This window comes from Aeromicrobium panaciterrae (assembly GCF_031457275.1).
Lineage (GTDB): Bacteria > Actinomycetota > Actinomycetes > Propionibacteriales > Nocardioidaceae > Aeromicrobium > Aeromicrobium panaciterrae_A.
Genome location: NZ_JAVDWH010000001.1, coordinates 2,751,291 through 2,769,968 on the forward strand (window position 1 = coordinate 2,751,291; position 18,678 = coordinate 2,769,968).

Here is an 18,678-nt window from a genome sequence, read left to right on the forward strand (position 1 = left end):
GCATCATGCCACCGGCCACTGTTCGTAAGGTGGAGCAATGAACTCCCCGCACCCTTCCTGGCGGGAAGCGTGGACGGCTGCGCTGTACGCCGACGAGGGGTTCTATCGCACCGGCCGACCTATCGACCATTTCAGGACGAGCGCGCACCTCGGACTCTTCGCGACGTCGATCAGCGAGCTTGTACGTCGCGAGGGATCTGCCACGGTCGTAGACCTCGCGGCCGGCGGTGGCGAGATGTTGACCGCGTTGCACGCGCTCCTCGGTGATGGCGTCGAGCTCATCGGCGTCGAGATCGCCGACCGCCCGACGAATCTCCCACCGTCGATTGGCTGGCTTCCTGAGCTGCCCGATCGCATCGACGGGTTGCTTATCGCCAACGAATGGCTCGACAACATCCCGTGTGACGTCGTCGAAGTCGATGAATCCGGTGTCGTACGCGAAGTGCTGGTCGACCCCGAGTCCGGCGAAGAAACGTTGGGCAGCGAAGTTGATTCTGCGTGGCTCCGCGAGTGGTGGCCGATCGCGGAGCCCGGCGAACGCGCGGAGATCGGCGAAACCCGCGATGGCGCATGGGCCAATGCGGTCGCCCGTGTCAGTGGAACCGCCATTGCGATCGACTACGGACACACCCGTGACGACCGACCTCCGTACGGCAGCCTGCGCTCATACGTGAGCGGCCGCGAGACCGAGGTGATCCCAGATGGCACGCGTGATGTCACCGCCCACGTCGCCGTCGATTCAGTCGCCACAGCTGTCGGCGCGACCATCCGTACGCAGCGCGAAGCCCTCGGCAAACTCGGGCTCGACGCGGGCAGGCCGCCACTCGAACTCGCGACGACAGATCCCACGGCTTACCTCAACGCTCTCGCCGCAGCTGGCGAGGCTGGCGAGCTTGTCGCAAAAAGCGGGCTCGGTGACTTCTGGTGGCTCATTACAGACACCCGCGGTCATGGAACACTGACCGCATGACGCGTTTGCTGATCAGGTCTGGCAAGGACCCGTTCACGCCAGTACTGGCCGAGGCGACTCTCACGCAGGACGTCTTCAACAGCAACAGCGGCAACTTTCTGTTCCAACACTCGGTCTGGAAGGCGCTGTCGGTCGACGGTGCGGAGCTCACCTCCAACGGCACGCTCTCGGAGCGGATGCCGCCCGAGGAAGGCGACGCGGCACGCGTCAACGAGTTCGACCATTTCGTCATCCCGCTCGCAAACGCCTTTCGTCCCGATTTCGAGTCGCGTCTTGAGCGACTGAACGAGCTGCTCGAGGGCGTCACCGTTCCGACCACAGTTGTCGGCATCGGCGCGCAAGCCGCACACGGTCAGGGCATCGAATCGCTCGCCGGGATCTCTGAAACGGTGAAGCGCTTCGTCGGTCTTGTCCTCGATCGCTCGGCCTCGATCGGCGTACGTGGCGAGTTCACCAAGTCCTATCTCGAGAGTCTCGGCTTCCCCTCCGACTCGATCGACATCATCGGCTGCCCGTCGATCTTCCTGCACGGTCGCGACTTCACGGTCAACAAGAAGGTCGACGCGATCGCGGCCGACAGTCCCCTGGCTCTCAACCTCACCCCTGAGGTGCCGGGCATCGGCGCGTTCGCTGTGGCCCAGGCCGAGCGCCACCCGAACCTGACGTACATCGCCCAGGACTCACATGATCTGCGGTTGCTGCTGTGGGGCACGCCGTCGCCCAAGGTTCAGGACCCGCTGGTTCCGGTGCACTTCGATCACCCGATGTACCAGGGCGATCGCATCCGACTGTTCCTCGACACCTGGACTTGGTACGACTTCCTGGCCACGCAGGACTTCGCGTACGGAACGCGATTCCACGGCAACGTCGCGGCCCTGCTCGCCGGCACTCCGGCGATGCTGCTCGCCCATGACTCGCGCACGCTGGAGCTCGCCGAATATCACCGCATGCCCTTCACCGTGATGCCCGAGTTCGGCACCGACGTGAAGGCGGCCGACCTCTACGCCGCAACGGATCTGACGGAATTCAATGCGGCACTCCCCGAGGGCTTCGACCGCTACACGGCGTTCCTGGATCGCAACGGTCTCGACCACATCTGGAAGTCCGGTTCGGGCCAGTCCGATTTCGACGCTCGGGTCGCCTCCGCCACGTTCCCACCGCCCGTACAGCCGCTGGTTTCCTCCGACGGACACGAGATCGCCGCGAGACTGCGGTGGCTCTCGACGAACCACGTTCAGGACATCACCCGCAACAAGCAGGCTTACCAACACCCGTACCCGCACCCGCTGTGGTCCGGTGCAGGCAGCAGGCACGCGCGACTCCAAGCCGCGACGTCGAAGAAGATCTCGGCACAGAACGCGGTCATCGCCGCCCAGAAGAAGCAGATCGACGCGCTGGCTGCACGGATCAAGCTGGTCGAGGAGTTCGAGCGAACGTCTCCCTGGGGAGTCACCAAACGGGCGTTCAACAAGTTCAAGCGTCTGTTCTCACGCTCATGACAGAGGTCACCGCGAGCGTTGGTACGGGCTTCGCCACCACCGACATGGTGCTCAACATCGGGCCCCAGCACCCCGCCACGCACGGCGTACTCCGCCTGCGCCTCACGCTCGACGGTGAACGCGTCATGGCCTGCGAGCCGATCATCGGCTACATGCACCGCGGCGTGGAGAAGCTCTTCGAGGTGCGCGACTACCGCCAGATCATCGTGCTGGCCAACCGCCACGACTGGCTGAGCGCGTTCAGCTCCGAGCTCGGCGTCGTACTCGCCGTCGAAGACATGCTCGGCATGCAAGTCCCCGAGCGCGCGACGTGGATTCGCACGCTCCTCGCCGAGCTCAACCGCGTGCTCAACCACCTGATGTTCCTCGGCTCCTACCCGCTGGAGCTCGGCGGCATCACGCCGATCTTCTACGCCTTCCGCGAGCGCGAAACGATCCAGGAAATCATGGAGGAAGTCTCCGGCGGCCGCATGCACTACATGTTCAACCGCGTCGGCGGACTGAAGGAAGACCTCCCGGCAGGCTGGACCGGTCGCGCCTCCACCGCGATCTCGACCGTACGAAGCCGCTTGCAGCAGATCGAGGATCTGGTGTTCGGCAACGAGATCTTCGGCGCCCGCACCAAGGGCGTTGGCGTTCTCTCCAAGCAGCTCGTCGAGGCTTACGGCGTATCCGGACCGATCGCCCGCGCATCAGGTCTCGACTTCGACCTGCGTCGCGACGAGCCCTACCTCGCATACGGCGAGCTCCAGGACACGCTTCGCGTTCCGGTGCGAACCGACGGCGACTGCTTCGCCCGCTTCGCCGTACTGCTTGACCAGACCAAGGTTGCCCTCGACCTCGCCGATGCCTGCCTGGCCCGCCTCGCCGAACTTGAGCCCGGGCCGGTCAACGTACGGCTGCCCAAGATTCTCAAGGCACCCGAAGGTTCGACGTACGTGTGGACCGAGAACCCGCTTGGCCTCAACGGCTACTACCTGGTGTCACGCGGCGAGAAGACACCATGGCGACTCAAGCTCCGCACCGCGTCGTTCAACAACGTGGCCGTGCTCCCCGAGATCGTCCAGGGGTGTGTGGTCGCCGACCTTGTCGCGATCCTCGGTTCGATGTTCTTCGTCGTCGGCGACATCGACAAATAGGTCGGCGTGCGGAACTCGCTCGAGCCCTAGGCGGCTACGGAACGCCCAGCCTGCTGGTTGCGGATGGTCCTGCTGCGGAGTGGCCCGCCCAGAGCGGCGCTGATCCAGCAGAGATCAAAGATGCCGGCGGTGAGCGGGAAGAAACTCCACACCATCGCCGCCACACCCCACCAGTGATCGCGGAACACCAGTCCGAAGACGAGCCACGCCGAGCCGCCGAAAAGTCGGAACGCGCGGCCGCTCGACCCGTTGACCCAGCAAGAAAAACCGGTCGCGTTGAACTTCTCGGCGCGCGACATCAGATGCCCTCGACCACCGGATAGATGCGGTCCGCGACGAGACCGTGCGCCTCGCGGTGCACAGCGATCGCGGCGTCGGGGTCCGGCGCATCGACGAGGCAGAACGCCTTGCCGTTGGCTTCGTCGACCCAGTACTGCAGGTACTGGACGCCGTAGGCGCCCTGCGTTGCAAGGTCGGCCTTGTGCGCCTCAGCCACATCCGCGGGCCCAGCGCCTTCCGGGAGCTTCTCGTGAACATCCATGTAGAGCGGCATTTTGCTATCTCCTTCGAGTTGTCACTGTCACACTCAGTTTCATGACGATCGCGCGCCCGGGCCATGACCCGGAAGCCGCCGCAGATGACCGATCCGCCGCGCTTTCACAGGCTCTGGCGCAGATCCAGCTGTCCGGCGCGATCTTCCTGCGCGCGGAATACACCGAGGCCTGGGCGTACGAATCGATGCCGTCCGACAGCACCGTCGCTGTGCTCGCTCCGGAAGCGGCGCAACTCGTGCTGTTCCATGTCGTCGTGACCGGCAGCTGCTGGATCGAAGCAGGGTCGGACAAGGTCTGGGCTCACGAAGGCGACGTTGTCGTCTTGCCCTACAACGACCAGCACCGGATGGGCGGAATCGAGACTGCCGACCTCGTGCCGATCTCTCAGCTCGTCAACCCGCCGCCGTGGAGCAGCATGCCGCACATTGTCCATGGGCTCGGCGGGTCGAGAAGTGAAGTCGTCTGCGGGTATCTGGCCTGCGACGACCGGTTGTTCGATCCACGCATGGGCATCTTCCCGCCGGTATTCGTCGTGACGCCACCCGACGGCCCACTCCGGTTGTGGGTCAAGGCGAGCAGCGATCTCGTCCTCCAGCAGACAACGGCGGCAACCGGCGATCTCATCGCTGCACCCACCGACATCCCGCAACTACTGCTTCGCGAAGTGCTCAAGCTGCATCTGGCCAACGCACCCGCGACCGACACCGGCTGGCTGGCAGCCCTGCACGACCCGGTCGTCGCGCCGGCGATTGCTGCCATCCACGGTGACCCGAGCCGCAAGTGGACACTTGCCGACCTCGCCCGGGAGGCGACCGTCTCATCAACCGTCCTGGACGAGCGCTTCCGCTCAGTACTCGGACTTGCGCCCATTCGCTATCTGACCGGCTGGCGCATGCATGTCGCCGAGGATCTACTGCGCTCGACGACCCTGTCCGTCACGGCGATCGCACACCGTGTTGGCTACGAGTCGGAAGAAGCATTCAGCCGCGCGTTCAAACGGGACCATGGGTCAGCTCCAAGCGTCTGGCGCGTCGCCCGCCTCTAACCTGGGTGACTTGGGCCCGACATAGAGTCGGAGACGTGGCTGATCAATCTCGGAATCCAACCGCCCTCGACTCGCTCTCTGAAGAGTGGCTCAACACCCTCCTCGACCTCGAACCGGAGCTCCACGTCCATCTCGGCCGTCCCGGTCGTGAGTCCGACTATGGCGACCGCTCCCCTGACGGCCATGCGGCATCAGCTGACGCTGCGCGATCGATGCTGGCCCGCGTACGGGTGTCGGATCCTGCTGATGAGGTTGACGCCGTGACCAAGGCAGAGCTGACCCGCACGCTCGGGCTCAGCATCGAGAAGTACGAGGCCGGGTTCTGGCAGCGCGACCTCAATGTGATCGCATCTCCGGGCCAGGATCTCCGCGACATCTTCGACCTGATGCCGACCCGAACCGAGGACGACTGGGCACATGTTGCGCAGCGTATGACCAACATCCCAGGCGCCATGGCGGGATATCTCGAGTCGCTCCGCGCGGGCATCGCTGCGGGCAACGCACCGGCGATCCGTCAGGTACGCGAGGTCTCAGCTCAAGCCCGCAAGCAGATCGGCAGCGACAGCTTCTTCACCAAGCTCGCAACGCGACCTGATGCGCCGACCTCGCTCTCGCAAGAGCTCGAGAGCGGCGCCAAGACGGCGATCGAGGCATACGCAGCGCTGGTCGAATTCCTCGACAACGAACTGGCACCCCACGCGCCCGAAGCCGATGGAGTCGGGCGAGACCACTACGCACTCGCCTCGCGCTACTTCGTCGGTGCAGAGATCGATCTCGACGAGACGTACGAGTGGGGCCTTGAAGAGCTCGCTCGGATGGTCACTGAGCAGGAGTCGATTGCCGACCAGATCAAGTCAGGTGCGACGGTCGCCGAGGCGATCGAGTTCCTCGAAGCCGACCCCGCACGCAAGCTGCAGGGCACCGATGCGCTCAAGGCCTGGATGCAGGAGACCAGCGACAAGGCTGTCGCGGACCTCGGACGCACCCACTTCGACATCCCCGAGCCGATGCGCAGGCTGGAGTGCCTGATTGCTCCGACGCAAGAAGGCGGGATCTACTACACGCCGCCGAGCGAGGACTTCGAGCGCGCTGGCCGTATGTGGTGGAGCGTGCCCAAGGGCGTCACCGAGTTCGACACCTGGCGAGAGCTCACCACGGTCTTCCACGAGGGCGTCCCCGGACACCACCTCCAGTGCGGACTCGCCGTCTACAACAGCGCCGAGCTCAACGGATGGCGCCGGATGAACTGGAACTCGGGCCACGGCGAGGGCTGGGCGCTGTATTCCGAGCGACTCATGGCGGAGCTCGGCTACCTCGACGACCCCGCCGATCGCCTCGGGATGCTCGACGGACAGCGCATGCGGGCCGCTCGCGTCGTCGTCGACATCGGCGTTCACCTCGGCAAGCCCAAGCCGGACGGCTCAGGCACCTGGACCGGCAATGACGCCTTCGGGTTCATGGCTCAGCACGTCAACATGAACGAGCCATTCGTACGGTTCGAGGTCAACCGCTATCTCGGCTGGCCCGGGCAAGCACCGTCATACAAGGTCGGTCAGCGCATCTGGGAGCAGCTCCGTGCGGACTGGGTTTCAGCGAACGGCAACGACCTCAAGGAGTTCCACCGCCAGGCTCTTGGTGTCGGCAGTGTCGGGCTTGGCACGCTGCGCCACACCCTGCTCGGCTAAGCCGGAGTGGCACCCGGGACGGCCTTGCCCCCGTCGGATTCATCGTCTCCGCCGGGTATGCGCAACGACCGCTCGAGCACCAGTGCGGCGACGAGCATGAGGAGGCCGGCAATCGCGGCAGCGCCGGAGTGGAACACGCGATCCTCACCCAGCGGAGAGTCGAGGGAGTCGAGGTATGCGATCGCGTAGCCGCCGTAGGCTCCCGCGAACAGAGCTGCGACGGCGGAGCTCGCCTTGGCCAGCGCAAGCATCGTGACACCGTGGTCTGACGTCATGCGCAGGTTCTTCTTGTGCAGGCTCTGCCAGGTGTTCCATGCCAGTCCGCCAAGAACGATGGCCCCCAGCAGAAGCATCACCGCGGGACCCCAGCTCACGACGGGAACACTGCGATCAGCCCGGAGGATGAGCTCGGGGATCAGGCGACCAACGACCAGACCAATGCCGACGAGCGACGTGATCACGAGCGCGGACGTACGTCTGGACTTGTTCATGCGCTTGGCCTAGCGGCTCACAAGATGATCTCGAGATCCTCGCGCTTGGTGACTCCAGTGGTGTCGACACCGCTGATCAGATCCGCCACGAAGCCCTTGCCCGGGATCTCTCCCTCGGGGTCGATCTCCAGCCACGGCACGAGAACGAAGCCACGCTCGTGCGCGCGCGGGTGGGGAAGGATCAACTGATCGTCGTCAGCGACGCGATCGCCCACGATGATCAGGTCAACATCGAGAGTGCGCGGGGCGCCAGGCTCCGAACGCTCGCGACCGAAGGCGTCTTCGATTGCAAGAGCGCGATCGAGCAGCGTGTGGACCGTCAAGGTGGTGTCGATCAGGACGACAGCGTTGAGGAACTTGTCAGATCCATCGGGCGTACCGATCGGCTCAGTCTCGTAAACCGAGGAGATGGCGACGACCGTGACCTCAGGGGTGTCTTCAAGCGTGGACACTCCGCCCTGGATCCGGCCGTGACGATCGCCCATATTGGACCCGAACGCCACCACGGCCTGACGGATGGGCCGCATACCGCCGGTCATCGTGTCAGCGTCCAAGACATACGGGGTGGGCGATTCGGTCACTGTCTGCTCCGCTCGATCGTGACGGCGACGTCTGAGAACGTCACCGCGATGGGCGCTTCTGGTTTGTGCACCGTCACGCTAACCCATTGCACCGACTCATCGGAGAGGCACATGTCCGCGATACGGAGCGCGACGGTCTCGATGAGATCAACGGGGTCGTTCACGATGGCATCGTGCACACCTTGAGCGAGGACCCCGTAGTCGACTGATTTGGTCAGATCGTTGTCTCGGGCGGCCGGTCCGAGGTCAAGACCGAGGCTCACGTCGACGCTGAAAAGCTGCCCGTTCTCCCGTTCGAAATCGAACAGCCCGTGACGTCCGTGGGCGCTGACGCCCCGCAAGTCGATGCGGTCGAGCCCTTCAGGAATCGCCATCAGCCCTCCGAGTCCAAGTTGCCGATTTCAGCGACCGGCGACGCATGACGGGACCAGAATTTCCAGCCGGCTCCGTCACGTACCAAGATACTGGTGCACACCGCCTTGGCCCCCGAGAATGTCTCCGCTCCGGTCGCCTCGCCGCCCGACAGGATGTTCTCGGTGCAGGTGATCACGACGACGGATGGGTCGTCATCATTAGGAGGCAGGGCTGTGACCTCGCGCTCCGTCAGGAAGAACTGGATGTAGCCGACGTTGGCCATCAGCACCGTCCACGACCTCAGGACGGCCTGTGTGCCGCGCAGCGGCACGGCACCGGGGTGCACACAGGACGTCTCGGGATCATCGACCCACAGCGATGCCATCAGGTCGACATCACCTGTTTCGACAGCGTCGTAGAACGCCCTGTGCGTCGCGAGAGCCGCCTCGGTCAAGGACGCTCCTGATGTGTCCGTGCGACGACGCGTACGGCATCGGCAGACGCGGCTGGCTCGTGCACGCGTACGCCCCACGCAGCGGCGTCGGCGCACATCGTGGTGATCGCCGTTGTGGCGTCCTCGCGCTGGTCAGTCGGACGAAGCTCTCCGCCCTCGGCAAGCAGCTCCCCGAGGAACCGCTTGCGGCTCGCAGCCACCAGCACCGGGTAGCCGAGTGCGGTGAACGAGTCGAGGTTGGCCAGCACCGACCAGTTCTGGTCGCCCGTCTTGGAGAAGCCCAGACCCGGGTCGATGATGATGTGGTTGCGGTCGACTCCAGCCGCCAGGGCAACCTCGACCTGCCCCATCAGCTCGCGGATGATGTCGGCGATCAGGTCGTCGTACGTCGTGTGGTCCTTGTCCTGCATGACGGCCGAATGCTGTCGCCAGTGCATGAGGACCAGCGGACATGCTGCGGTCGCTGCGACGCCCACCATGGCTGGGTCCGCGCGCCCACCCGAAACATCGTTGAGGATCGCAGCTCCAGCGCCGAGAGCCTGCTCAGCGACGGACGCTCGCATCGTGTCAACGGACACGGTGATGCCTTCTGCGACAAGTCCCTCAATCACGGGGATCACGCGACGCAACTCTTCTGCTGCGTCAATCCGGATCGCTCCGGGTCTGGTTGACTCACCCCCGACGTCGACCAGATCGGCGCCCTGCTCCGTGAGCTCGATACCGTGCCGGATCGCCGAGGCGGGGTCGAGCCATTTGCCGCCGTCAGAGAACGAATCGGGCGTCACGTTGATGACTCCCATGACCAGGCAGCGGTCGCCTGCCAACCCGGGAACCATCGCTAGCGCGAAGTGATGAGGCCCATGGCCTCGGCTCGGGTTGCCGGATCGCGCAGCTGACCGCGTACGGCACTCGTGATCGTCTTGGCGCCACCCTTGCGTACGCCTCGCATCGTCATACACAGGTGCTCGGCCTCGATCACGACGATGACGCCGCGCGGTTCGAGGTGCTCGACCAGCGCTTCGGCGATGTCGGTCGTCAGTCGCTCCTGCACCTGCGGGCGACGGGAGAACACGTCGACAACCCGGGCAAGCTTGGAGAGGCCAGTGACCTTGCCACCCTCAGACGGGATGTAGCCGACATGGGCAACACCGAAGAACGGAACCAGGTGGTGCTCGCACATCGACCACATCTCGATGTCCTTGACCAGCACGAGCTCGTCATGACCAACCTCGAAGACGGCGGTGAGCACTTCCTCCGGCGTCTGGTCGAGCCCTGCAAGTAGCTCGACGTACGACTTGGCGACCCGAGCAGGGGTGTCTCGCAGACCGTCACGGTCTGGGTCCTCGCCGACCGCGAACAGCAGCTCGCGGATTGCTGCCTCGGCGCGAGGCAGGTCGACCGTCACGCGGTCTCCGGAGCGTCAGGCGCTGGGGCATCGGGTCCGGTGTCGGGACCAATCACCACGCCGACCTCGGGCGTGTGCCCATTGGCACTGGGACGCGGCGCTCCTTCAACCGGCGGGACCTTGGACGGCACGCGAGTCTTGGAACCCGTCCACGGGGGACGGATCTTGCGACGACGCAGCGGCTCGAAGATCTCGGCGACCTCAGCCTTGTCGAGCGTCTCGCGCTCCATGAGTTCCATGACGAGTGCGTCGAGGACGTCGCGGTTCTCGCTGAGAATGTCGAACGCCTCCTGGTGGGCGTACGTGATCAGCTGGTTGATCTCCTCGTCGACAATCGCGGCAACTGATTCGGAGTAGTTGCGGGCGTGGCCGATATCGCGGCCCAGGAACGGCTGACCCTGGTCCTCGCCGAGACGTACGGCGCCGAGGCGTTCGGTCATGCCGTACTGAGTCACCATCGCCCGGGCCAGCGCTGTGGCCTTCTCGATGTCATTGCCGGCGCCAGTCGTCGGATCGTGGAACACGAGCTCTTCGGCCGCTCGGCCACCCATCATGTAGGCGAGCTTGTCGAGCAGCTCGGCTCGTGTCTGCGAGTACTTGTCCTCGTCGGGCAGCACCATCGTGTAGCCGAGGGCGCGACCGCGCGGCAGGATCGTGATCTTGTGGACCGGGTCGCTCTGCGGGAGTGCCGCAGCGACGAGAGCGTGTCCGCCCTCGTGATAGGCCGTGATGAGGCGTTCCTTCTCGTTCATCAGACGGCTGCGCTTCTGCGGGCCGGAGATGACGCGATCGATTGCCTCGTCAAGCGCTGCGTTGTCGATCGTCTTGTCGCCGTTGCGCGCTGTGAGCAGCGCGGCTTCGTTGAGCACGTTGGCGAGATCGGCGCCGCTGAAGCCGGGCGTACGACGGCCAACGGCTTCGAGGTCGACATCAGGTGCGATCGGCTTGCCGCGCGAGTGCACCTTGAGGATCTGGGTACGGCCCTTGAGATCAGGGGCCTCGACGCCAATCTGACGATCGAAGCGACCGGGACGCAGCAGCGCCGGGTCAAGAACATCCGGACGGTTGGTCGCGGCGATCAGGATGACTCCGCCGCGTACGTCGAATCCGTCCATCTCGACGAGAAGCTGGTTGAGGGTCTGCTCGCGCTCGTCGTGGCCGCCGCCCATACCGGTGCCTCGGTGGCGTCCGACAGCGTCAATCTCGTCGATGAACACGATCGCGGGCGCGTTTTCCTTGGCCTGCTCGAACAGGTCGCGAACGCGGCTGGCGCCGACGCCGACGAACATCTCGACGAAGTCAGAACCGGAGATCGAGTAGAACGGGACGCCTGCCTCGCCAGCGACTGCACGAGCGAGCAGCGTCTTGCCGGTACCGGGCTGACCGTAGAGCAGAACGCCCTTGGGGATCTTGGCGCCGACGGCCTGGAACTTGGCTGGGGCCTGGAGGAATTCCTTGATCTCGCCGAGCTCCTCGATCGCCTCGTCGCAACCGGCGACGTCAGCGAACGTGGTCTTGGGAGTGTCCTTGTTCATCAGCTTCGCCTTGGACTTGGCGAACTGCATGACCCGTCCGCCACCACCGGCGGCGTTGTTCATGATCCAGATGATGAAGATGAAGAGAAGTACGAAGGGAGCGATGCTGAGCAGCAGACTCACGATGGGGCTGCTCTTGGGGATCTCGACGTCGTAGTTCGAGAGCTTCTTGTCCTTGACTGCCTGATCGGCCTGCTTGACCAGCTCGTAGCCCTGGTCACCGAGCCACGTGGCACGGACCTTCTTACCGTCTTCCTTGAGCGTCGCGCGGATCTCCTGGTCGCCCTCGACGAACTTGAGGTCCTTGACCTCGCCGTTTTCGAGGTACTTCACCATCGTGGCGGTTTTGACCTCGCTGTAGCCGTCTGCGGAGTTGGCGAAGCCGAGCACCACGAAGACGAGCACGGTGATGGCGATGATCCAGGGCAGCGGGCCCTTGAAGAGGCGTTTCAGATTCATGACAGTGTGGAACTCGTCCACTTCTCCCTAGTAAATAGTGGGTATCTAGACGGTACACGCCGCCCGGTACACCCATAGAACGAAGCCGGAATCACGGTTAGTTCCGGGATCCACGTCGTCCTCTAGGAATAGACGTGCGGCGACAACGTGCCAATGCAGCGCAGGTTGCGGTACTTCTCGTCGTAGTCGAGTCCGTAGCCGACGACGAAGGCATTGGGGATGTCGAAGCCGACATAGGTGACGTCGACGTCCATCGTGACGGCCTCGGGCTTGCGCAGCAGCGTGGCGATCTCGACTGAAGCCGGTCCACGGGACTTGAGGTTGGTGATGAGCCACGACAGCGTCAAGCCGGTGTCGATGATGTCTTCGACGACCAGCACATGGCGGTCCTTGATGTCGGTGTCGAGGTCCTTGAGGATGCGCACGACGCCGGACGACTTGGTGCCCGAGCCGTATGACGAGACCGCCATCCAGTCCATCTCGACGTGGCGGTTGAGGCTTCGTGCGAGGTCGGCCATCACCATGACGGCTCCCTTGAGGACGCCGACCAGCAGGAGGTCCTTGCCTTCGTAGTCGGCCTCGATCTGCGCGGCCATCTCGCCGAGGCGATCAAGCACCTGCTTCTCGGTCAACAGCACCTGATCTGCTTCGATCTCTCCAGCAACATGCGTCTGATCCACGTGCTCAGCCTCCCACAGGCGTTGTCACGTATGCGAGGGAATCCCCTACTCGTACGCAGGCCACGCCACCAGGCAACTCAATACGGAGCTGTCCGTGCCAATCCGTGACCAGTCGGTCGATCTCGGCAAGGTGCGCAGCCGAGAGTTCTGACGGATTGGCTCCCGCCGCCAGCGCCGTACGACGCAGCACCCGAGACCGCAGGGCAGGAGCGAGGGACGCGAGTGAAGCGACGTTGAGCGGGTCGTCAATCGCATCCGCGATGTCATCGAGACAGGCACCATCGGCTCGGACCTGCTCGGCCGTACGCGCGATCGCTTCCGCCGCACCGCCGCCGAGTACGTCTTCAAGCACTGGCATCAGCTCGGAACGGATGCGTGCGCGTCGAAAGGCAGGGTCACTGTTGTGCGGGTCAACCCACCACGCCAGGTCGGTTGCCCGGCAGATCTGCTCGGTCTCGGTACGCCTCAGCTTGAGGAACGGCCGACGAAAGATGCCGTTGATCGGAGACATACCGGCAATCGATCGCGGGCCGGAGCCGCGGCCCAGACCCAGCAATACGGTCTCGGCCTGGTCATCGAGGGTGTGCGCCAACAGGACTGCGTCGGCGTCCTGCGCTTCGAGGACGGCGTACCGCGCCGAGCGTGCCGCCGCCTCCGGACCACCGGCGCGGCCGACGTCCACAGCCACCACTTCGGTATCGATGCCGATCCCGGCAAGTTGCTTGGCCGCCTCTCGAGCGACGTCGGCCGAGCCATCCTGCAGTTGGTGGTCGACGATCACGGCCCGCAGATCCCACGACTCATGACCTGCCACGAAGGCGGTTACCTGAGCCAACGCCAACGAATCGGCGCCGCCCGACACGGCAACCACGACCCGGCTGCCGGGACCCAGATCCGCGAGGGCAGCGCGTACGGCATTGCGCCCTGCTGCAACCGCTGGATCGAGTGGAGGCATTAGCCGTGTACGCGAGCGACCCAGGACTGCGGATCGAGGATCTCTGACTTGGACGGCAGGTTGGCGGGCTTCTCCCAGACCGCGTTGAAGCCTTCGATGCCCACCCGGTCGATCACGGCATTGACGAAGGCGGCGCCATCTTTGTACTGGCGCATCTTGGCGTCCATGCCGAGCAGACGACGCAACAGCTTGTCGAGGCTGCCGGCACCCTTGCGGCGCTGGTTGAACTTGCGCCGGATCTCAGCGACGCTCGGGATCACGTCAGGCCCGACACCGTCCATCACGACATCGGCGTGGCCCTCGAGTAGGGACATGATGCCGGTGAGCTGGTCGACGATCTCGCGCTGCCGCGGGTTCTGGAAGAGCTCGTTGATCGACGCGTCTGACTCGCCACGCACGATCTTGACGACCTCGCTGAAGGAATCACCGACCATCGACGCCAGCGCACCCGAATCGAGATCGGTCGCGTCGATGAACTCGTCCAGGAGCGACCGCATGTGATCGCGCATCCACGGGACTGCCGTGAACTGCACACGATGGGTCTCCTCGTGGAGACATACCCAGAGGCGGAAGTCGTGCGGATCGACACTCAGTTGTTGTTCGGCGTGGACGATGTTCGGTGCCACCAGCAGGAGTCGTCCGCCCTCACCGTTGGGGCCGTTCCAGAACGGGTCGAACTGACCGAGCACCTTGCTCGACATGAACGACATCAGTGCACCGACCTCGGCGCCGCCAATCTTGCTACCGAAGGTTCGGCTCAGACCGGTCGGCATCTTGTCGGCTTCGACAAGCTTGTCCATGACGGGATCCATGAGCACCCGGAACGTTTCGAGGTTGGCTTCGATCCACCGCGGACGATCAACCACGAGAACCGGAGCAGTCGCTGACGTTGCGTGCAACTGGCTGAACTCGCGTACGGGACCTTCGGATCGCGCTGCACCTTCGCGGAGCTCTGCGACAGCCTCAGCCACCTGGGCCGCATCCATCTCTGGCCCGGGCTTCGTCAGCCTGGTCGCCATCGACAGCGCGAGCTTCCAATCGATCATGCAAACAATCTACGGCGTGCTCCCACACGAACAGGCGGCGATTGCGGCGGCCACTCGGTCAAGTGCGGCCTCCGCTGACGCCAGATCGATCTTCGGAGTGCCGTCCGACATCAGGGCGAAGATCACGGGCAGCCCGGTGGCCTCGACGGCGTACCCCGCAAGCGAGTGCACGCCGGTGAGCGTCCCGGTCTTGGCGCGAACGAGCCCATACGCGCGCTTGGACTTCGAGAACCGGTCAGTCAACGTGCCGTCGAATCCGCTGACCGGCAGCGAACTGAGCAACGTCGACGTTGAAAGGTTGGCGTTCGCGGCCAACACGGTCTGGGCCAGCGTTGTCGGTGACACCCGGTCGTTGCGAGACAACCCGCTGCCGTCGAACAGCCGCAGCCCGGTGGTGTCGATGCCTGCCTTCGCGAGCACCCCGGTGACCGCGTCCGCTCCCCCCTCGAAGGTCGCCGGCTCGTCGGCTGCGATGGCGACGTGCCGCAGCATCACCTCGGCGGCCTGGTTGTCGCTCGTACGCACCAAGGCCTCCACGATCTGGGCAACGGTTGCGCTGCGCACCGACGCAAGCGGAGTCGAAGCGCTCGAAGAGGACACCGAGTCTGGAGTACCCGCGACCGCGATCCCACGGCTCTCGAGGAGCTTGGCGAAGATCGTGGCGGCACTGGCGGCCGGGTTGCGCGAACGTATGCCGCCCACCACACCCTGGTCGGCCCAGAGGGCGCTGACCGGGGTGACGATGTTGCCGCTGACGTACGACGACTTCCATCCCGGGCTGGCCGCCGGGCCACTGAACAGGGAACTGTCGAACCCGAGTGAGACCCGGTCGACGCCCTGGCGCTTGAGAGCCTTCGCTGTCCGCGCCGCGAGCGTCGTCAGGTTGGCGTTGGCTTCGCGCTCGGACCCCTTGGCCTTCCTCACGCGGAGGTACGGGTCACCGCCTCCGACGAGCACGATCTTGTCGCCGTCCGAGACAACGCTGGTGGTGAAGCGGGTCTGTGGCCCGACTTCCGAAAGCGCGGCAAATCCAGTCAGCAACTTCGCCGTCGATGCCGGGATGAACGTTCCGGTGCCGCGGGATACGAGCACCTCGCCGGTCGACCCCATCACTACGAGCCCGACGTGATCACCCAGAGCAGCGGACTTCATCGCTCCACTGACGGCCGCCTCGACCTTCGAAGCGTCGAGCGAACCGCTCGGCGCGGGATCCGTACGAGCGGTGCTCGCCGACGAATCGTCTGTGAGTCCCTCCGGAGCAGTCACATTCGCGGGGCCACAATCCCCGTCGCAGATCAGGGAGTTGAGATTGCCACGCGACCAGAGCACGAAGGAGAGGACGAGGGCCAGCACCAAAGCGACGACGGGAATGCCGATTGCACCGCGCGGCCTCTCGACCCTGCGTACGCCCCGGTCTGCCACATGGGCCAGACTATAGAGACACCGTCGCGCCGTGCGCCCCGCGCTCGCCGCCACCATTCGACAGCCGGAGGCACCCGTGATTTTCGACGTCACCGTTGAGATCCCCAAGGGCAATCGCAACAAGTACGAGGTCGACCACGAGACCCACCGCATCCGCCTCGACCGGACGCTCTTCACCTCGACCCAATACCCCGCCGACTACGGCTTCATCGACAACACGCTCGGTCTCGACACCGATCCGCTCGACGCGCTCGTGCTGCTGTCGGAGCCGACGTTCCCCGGCTGCGTCATCGCCTGTCGCGCGATCGGCATGTTCCGTATGACCGATGAAGCCGGTGGAGACGACAAGGTTCTCTGTGTGCCCGCGTCGGATCCTCGCCAGGAGCACTTGCGCGACATCCACCACGTACCCGAGTTCGACCGTCTCGAGATCCAGCACTTCTTCGAGGTCTACAAAGACCTCGAACCGGGCAAGTCAGTCGAAGGCGCCAACTGGGTTGGCCGCGTCGAGGCTGAAGCCGAAGTCGCTGCCAGCTTCGAGCGCTTCAAGGTCAACGGCGGCTACTGATCTCGAGTCGCGCGTGACCCCCTTCGCGCGCACACTGGAGAGATGAAGGCACGCTCGATCGCATTCATCGTCGCCTCGGCACTGACGGTGCTGACGCTGACGGCCGTGTCGAGCCCCAGCCAGGCTGCACCGCCTCCCCTCGATGTCGAGGAGCTCGAGGTTGGTCTGAGCATTCCGTGGGACATCACGTTCCTGCCTGACGGCTCGATGCTCTACACCCAGCGCGACCTCAAGACCGTGACACTTCGCCAGTCCAACGGCACCAAGACTGTCGTCCTCAACTCGCCGGCAGGCATGTGGAACAGCGGCGAGACAGGCCTTATGGGGATCGAGGCCGACACCTCTGACTCGTCCGGGCTGACGTTCTTCACCTGCCACGGCTACAAGTCCGGATCGACCCAGGACGTACGCGTCGTACGGTGGCGCCTCAATGCCGAGCGGACCAGCGCGACGTTGGATCGCACGTTGTTCGGCGGACTTCCATCGACGAGCGGCCGACACGGCGGGTGTTCGCTGGTCAAAGGCGGGAGCTACGCGCTCTACGTCGGTACAGGCGACGCCGCGACGGGCAAGAACCCGCAGAGCAGGACGTCGGGTGGCGGCAAGGTGTTGCGCGTCGATACGCGGACTGGCGCCGGCTACGCGGGCAATCCCTTCATCTCGTCGAGCGTCGCGATGAAGCGACGCGTATGGACGTACGGTCACCGCAACGTGCAGGGTCTCGCCCGCCACAGCAGCTCACGCATCTGGTCGGTCGAGCACGGAAGCTACCGCGACGACGAGGTCAACTCGTTGAAGAAGGGCGGCAACTACGGTTGGAATCCGGTGCCACGCAAGTCGGGAGATCCGAGCTACAACGAGGGCTCCAACTCACCGATGACCGACTACAACATCTCGGGCGATCAGCGGGGAGCTGCGTGGCGTTCCGGAGATCCGACCGTCGCGACCAGTGGTGCGACGTTCCTCTACGGAAGCATGTGGGGCTCGTACTCAGGCCGTCTCGCGGTCACTGCTCTGAAGGATCAGTCGCTGCGGTTCATGTCCGTGTCATCGACGTACGGGATCGGAACGGTCACGATGCCACCCGAGCTTGATGGTGATTTCGGTCGTTTGCGCGGTGCGGTCCAGGGTCCTGACGGCGCGCTCTATCTCACGACCTCGAATGGTGCTGGCGTCGACAAGATCTTGAGAGTCACGCCGAGCAGTTAGGCGGTTGTGGCTCCACCGCTGAGCAGGGTGCGCATCGTGTCGGCGAGGACGCCGATGTCGACGGAGCTGTCGAGCGAGCGGAGTGCGGCGAGGCCGATGCCAAGGCTCAGCAACACCGTGGCGGCCTGCTCCGGGGGCATCTTGAGCTCGATTCCGGCTTCCTTGGTCACGTGACGGACCAGGTCAGCTGCTGCCGCGACGATCTCGCGATGACGCTTCTTGAGCTCGGAGGCAACGTACGGGCTCTGGCGCGCGACCGCGGCGAACTCGACTTCGAGTGCTGTCCAGCTCGGCTTGCCGACACCCTCCTGCGCCCACGCGGCGAACGCGTCGATGCGGCCCTCGAGGTCGGTGCCCTGCGTGAAGGCCGTGACAACTCCGTTGATCTGCTCTTCGTGGATGCTGTCGAGCACTGCCATGCAGAGCTCTTCCTTGCCAGCGAAGTTGGAGTAGACCGCTCCCTTGGAGAAGCCTGCCTGCAGCGCGACCTTGTCGAGCGAGGTCGCGGCGTAGCCGTCCGTCAGGAACATCTCACGGGCGACGGCAATCAGGCTCTCGCGAGTCTGCGCCTGGCGCTCGGCCCTGCTGACAGTGCGAGCCTCGTTCACAGTCATCGTCGCCCCCTCC

At 64.7% G+C, this 18,678-nt stretch carries 21 protein-coding genes; 7 read left to right on the forward strand and 14 right to left on the reverse strand.

Annotated elements, in window-relative coordinates:
* Positions 1–37 precede the first annotated feature (37 nt).
* Genes J2X11_RS14095 through J2X11_RS14105 form a run of 3 tightly spaced genes read left to right on the forward strand, consistent with a single transcriptional unit; the run spans position 38 to position 3,608 of the window.
* On the forward strand, positions 38–970 hold the full coding sequence (locus tag J2X11_RS14095) for an SAM-dependent methyltransferase (protein WP_309972133.1): 933 nt from the start codon (positions 38–40) through the stop codon (positions 968–970).
* Positions 967–2,469, forward strand: coding sequence for a polysaccharide pyruvyl transferase family protein (locus tag J2X11_RS14100; RefSeq protein ID WP_309972135.1), 1,503 nt, complete (start codon positions 967–969; stop codon positions 2,467–2,469). Before J2X11_RS14095 ends, J2X11_RS14100 begins: the two co-directional genes overlap by 4 nt.
* Positions 2,466–3,608, forward strand: a complete 1,143-nt coding sequence (locus J2X11_RS14105; protein ID WP_309972137.1) for an NADH-quinone oxidoreductase subunit D — start codon at positions 2,466–2,468, stop codon at positions 3,606–3,608. Before J2X11_RS14100 ends, J2X11_RS14105 begins: the two co-directional genes overlap by 4 nt.
* A gap of 26 nt (positions 3,609–3,634) precedes the next feature.
* On the opposite strand, the gene J2X11_RS14110 is transcribed toward J2X11_RS14105, so the two are convergent.
* Positions 3,635–3,907: a hypothetical protein gene (locus J2X11_RS14110; RefSeq protein WP_309972139.1), complete on the reverse strand. Its 273-nt coding sequence runs from the start codon at positions 3,905–3,907 to the stop codon at positions 3,635–3,637.
* On the reverse strand, positions 3,907–4,161 hold the full coding sequence (locus tag J2X11_RS14115) for a DUF4242 domain-containing protein (RefSeq protein WP_309972141.1): 255 nt from the start codon (positions 4,159–4,161) through the stop codon (positions 3,907–3,909). Before J2X11_RS14115 ends, J2X11_RS14110 begins: the two co-directional genes overlap by 1 nt.
* Before the next feature lie 41 nt (positions 4,162–4,202).
* Between J2X11_RS14115 and J2X11_RS14120 the strand changes: the two genes are divergently transcribed.
* The gene (locus tag J2X11_RS14120) at positions 4,203–5,207 is read left to right on the forward strand and encodes an AraC family transcriptional regulator (protein WP_309972144.1); all 1,005 of its coding nucleotides are present in this window, start codon (positions 4,203–4,205) and stop codon (positions 5,205–5,207) included.
* 35 nt (positions 5,208–5,242) lie between these two features.
* The gene (locus tag J2X11_RS14125; RefSeq protein ID WP_309972146.1) at positions 5,243–6,892 is read left to right on the forward strand and encodes a DUF885 domain-containing protein; all 1,650 of its coding nucleotides are present in this window, start codon (positions 5,243–5,245) and stop codon (positions 6,890–6,892) included.
* Here J2X11_RS14125 and J2X11_RS14130 read toward each other — a convergent pair.
* The 11 genes from J2X11_RS14130 to dacB form a co-directional block, all read right to left on the reverse strand.
* Positions 6,889–7,383, reverse strand: a complete 495-nt coding sequence (locus tag J2X11_RS14130; protein WP_309972147.1) for a DUF3180 domain-containing protein — start codon at positions 7,381–7,383, stop codon at positions 6,889–6,891. The genes J2X11_RS14125 and J2X11_RS14130 overlap by 4 nt on opposite strands.
* 17 nt (positions 7,384–7,400) lie before the next feature.
* Positions 7,401–7,964 carry a 2-amino-4-hydroxy-6-hydroxymethyldihydropteridine diphosphokinase gene (folK, locus tag J2X11_RS14135; RefSeq protein ID WP_309972149.1) on the reverse strand — a complete coding sequence of 188 codons (564 nt, stop codon included), beginning with the start codon at positions 7,962–7,964 and terminating at the stop codon, positions 7,401–7,403.
* Positions 7,961–8,338: a dihydroneopterin aldolase gene (gene folB / locus J2X11_RS14140; protein ID WP_309972150.1), complete on the reverse strand. Its 378-nt coding sequence runs from the start codon at positions 8,336–8,338 to the stop codon at positions 7,961–7,963. The genes folK and folB overlap by 4 nt, the downstream gene beginning before the upstream one ends.
* Positions 8,338–8,772 carry a nuclear transport factor 2 family protein gene (locus J2X11_RS14145; RefSeq protein WP_309972152.1) on the reverse strand — a complete coding sequence of 145 codons (435 nt, stop codon included), beginning with the start codon at positions 8,770–8,772 and terminating at the stop codon, positions 8,338–8,340. Before J2X11_RS14145 ends, folB begins: the two co-directional genes overlap by 1 nt.
* Positions 8,769–9,608, reverse strand: a complete 840-nt coding sequence (gene folP / locus J2X11_RS14150; RefSeq protein WP_463675078.1) for a dihydropteroate synthase — start codon at positions 9,606–9,608, stop codon at positions 8,769–8,771. Before folP ends, J2X11_RS14145 begins: the two co-directional genes overlap by 4 nt.
* Positions 9,609–9,610: 2 nt before the next feature.
* A complete protein-coding gene (folE, locus tag J2X11_RS14155) occupies positions 9,611–10,177 on the reverse strand; it encodes a GTP cyclohydrolase I FolE (protein ID WP_309972156.1) in 567 nt (188 codons plus the stop codon).
* Entirely contained in the window at positions 10,174–12,171 is a 1,998-nt protein-coding gene (ftsH, locus tag J2X11_RS14160; RefSeq protein WP_309972158.1) for an ATP-dependent zinc metalloprotease FtsH, read from the reverse strand. Before ftsH ends, folE begins: the two co-directional genes overlap by 4 nt.
* A gap of 122 nt (positions 12,172–12,293) precedes the next feature.
* Positions 12,294–12,851, reverse strand: coding sequence for a hypoxanthine phosphoribosyltransferase (gene hpt, locus J2X11_RS14165; RefSeq protein ID WP_309972159.1), 558 nt, complete (start codon positions 12,849–12,851; stop codon positions 12,294–12,296).
* A gap of 4 nt (positions 12,852–12,855) precedes the next feature.
* Complete coding sequence (tilS, locus tag J2X11_RS14170) at positions 12,856–13,806, reverse strand: tRNA lysidine(34) synthetase TilS (protein WP_309972161.1); 951 nt, start codon at positions 13,804–13,806, stop codon at positions 12,856–12,858.
* A complete protein-coding gene (locus J2X11_RS14175) occupies positions 13,806–14,852 on the reverse strand; it encodes a zinc-dependent metalloprotease (protein ID WP_309972163.1) in 1,047 nt (348 codons plus the stop codon). The genes tilS and J2X11_RS14175 overlap by 1 nt, the downstream gene beginning before the upstream one ends.
* Before the next feature lie 9 nt (positions 14,853–14,861).
* Complete coding sequence (dacB, locus tag J2X11_RS14180) at positions 14,862–16,274, reverse strand: D-alanyl-D-alanine carboxypeptidase/D-alanyl-D-alanine endopeptidase (protein ID WP_309972165.1); 1,413 nt, start codon at positions 16,272–16,274, stop codon at positions 14,862–14,864.
* Between the two features lie 31 nt (positions 16,275–16,305).
* Here dacB and J2X11_RS14185 point away from each other — a divergent pair, with 31 nt between their 5' ends.
* Positions 16,306–16,842 (forward strand): inorganic diphosphatase, encoded by a 537-nt coding sequence (locus tag J2X11_RS14185; protein ID WP_463675079.1) that lies wholly within the window; start codon positions 16,306–16,308, stop codon positions 16,840–16,842.
* Between the two features lie 42 nt (positions 16,843–16,884).
* Complete coding sequence (locus J2X11_RS14190; protein WP_309972167.1) at positions 16,885–18,051, forward strand: PQQ-dependent sugar dehydrogenase; 1,167 nt, start codon at positions 16,885–16,887, stop codon at positions 18,049–18,051.
* Here the strand turns inward: J2X11_RS14190 and J2X11_RS14195 are convergent.
* Entirely contained in the window at positions 18,048–18,665 is a 618-nt protein-coding gene (locus J2X11_RS14195; protein WP_309972169.1) for a TetR/AcrR family transcriptional regulator, read from the reverse strand. The two genes, J2X11_RS14190 and J2X11_RS14195, sit on opposite strands and share 4 nt — an antisense overlap.
* Positions 18,666–18,678: the final 13 nt, after the last annotated feature.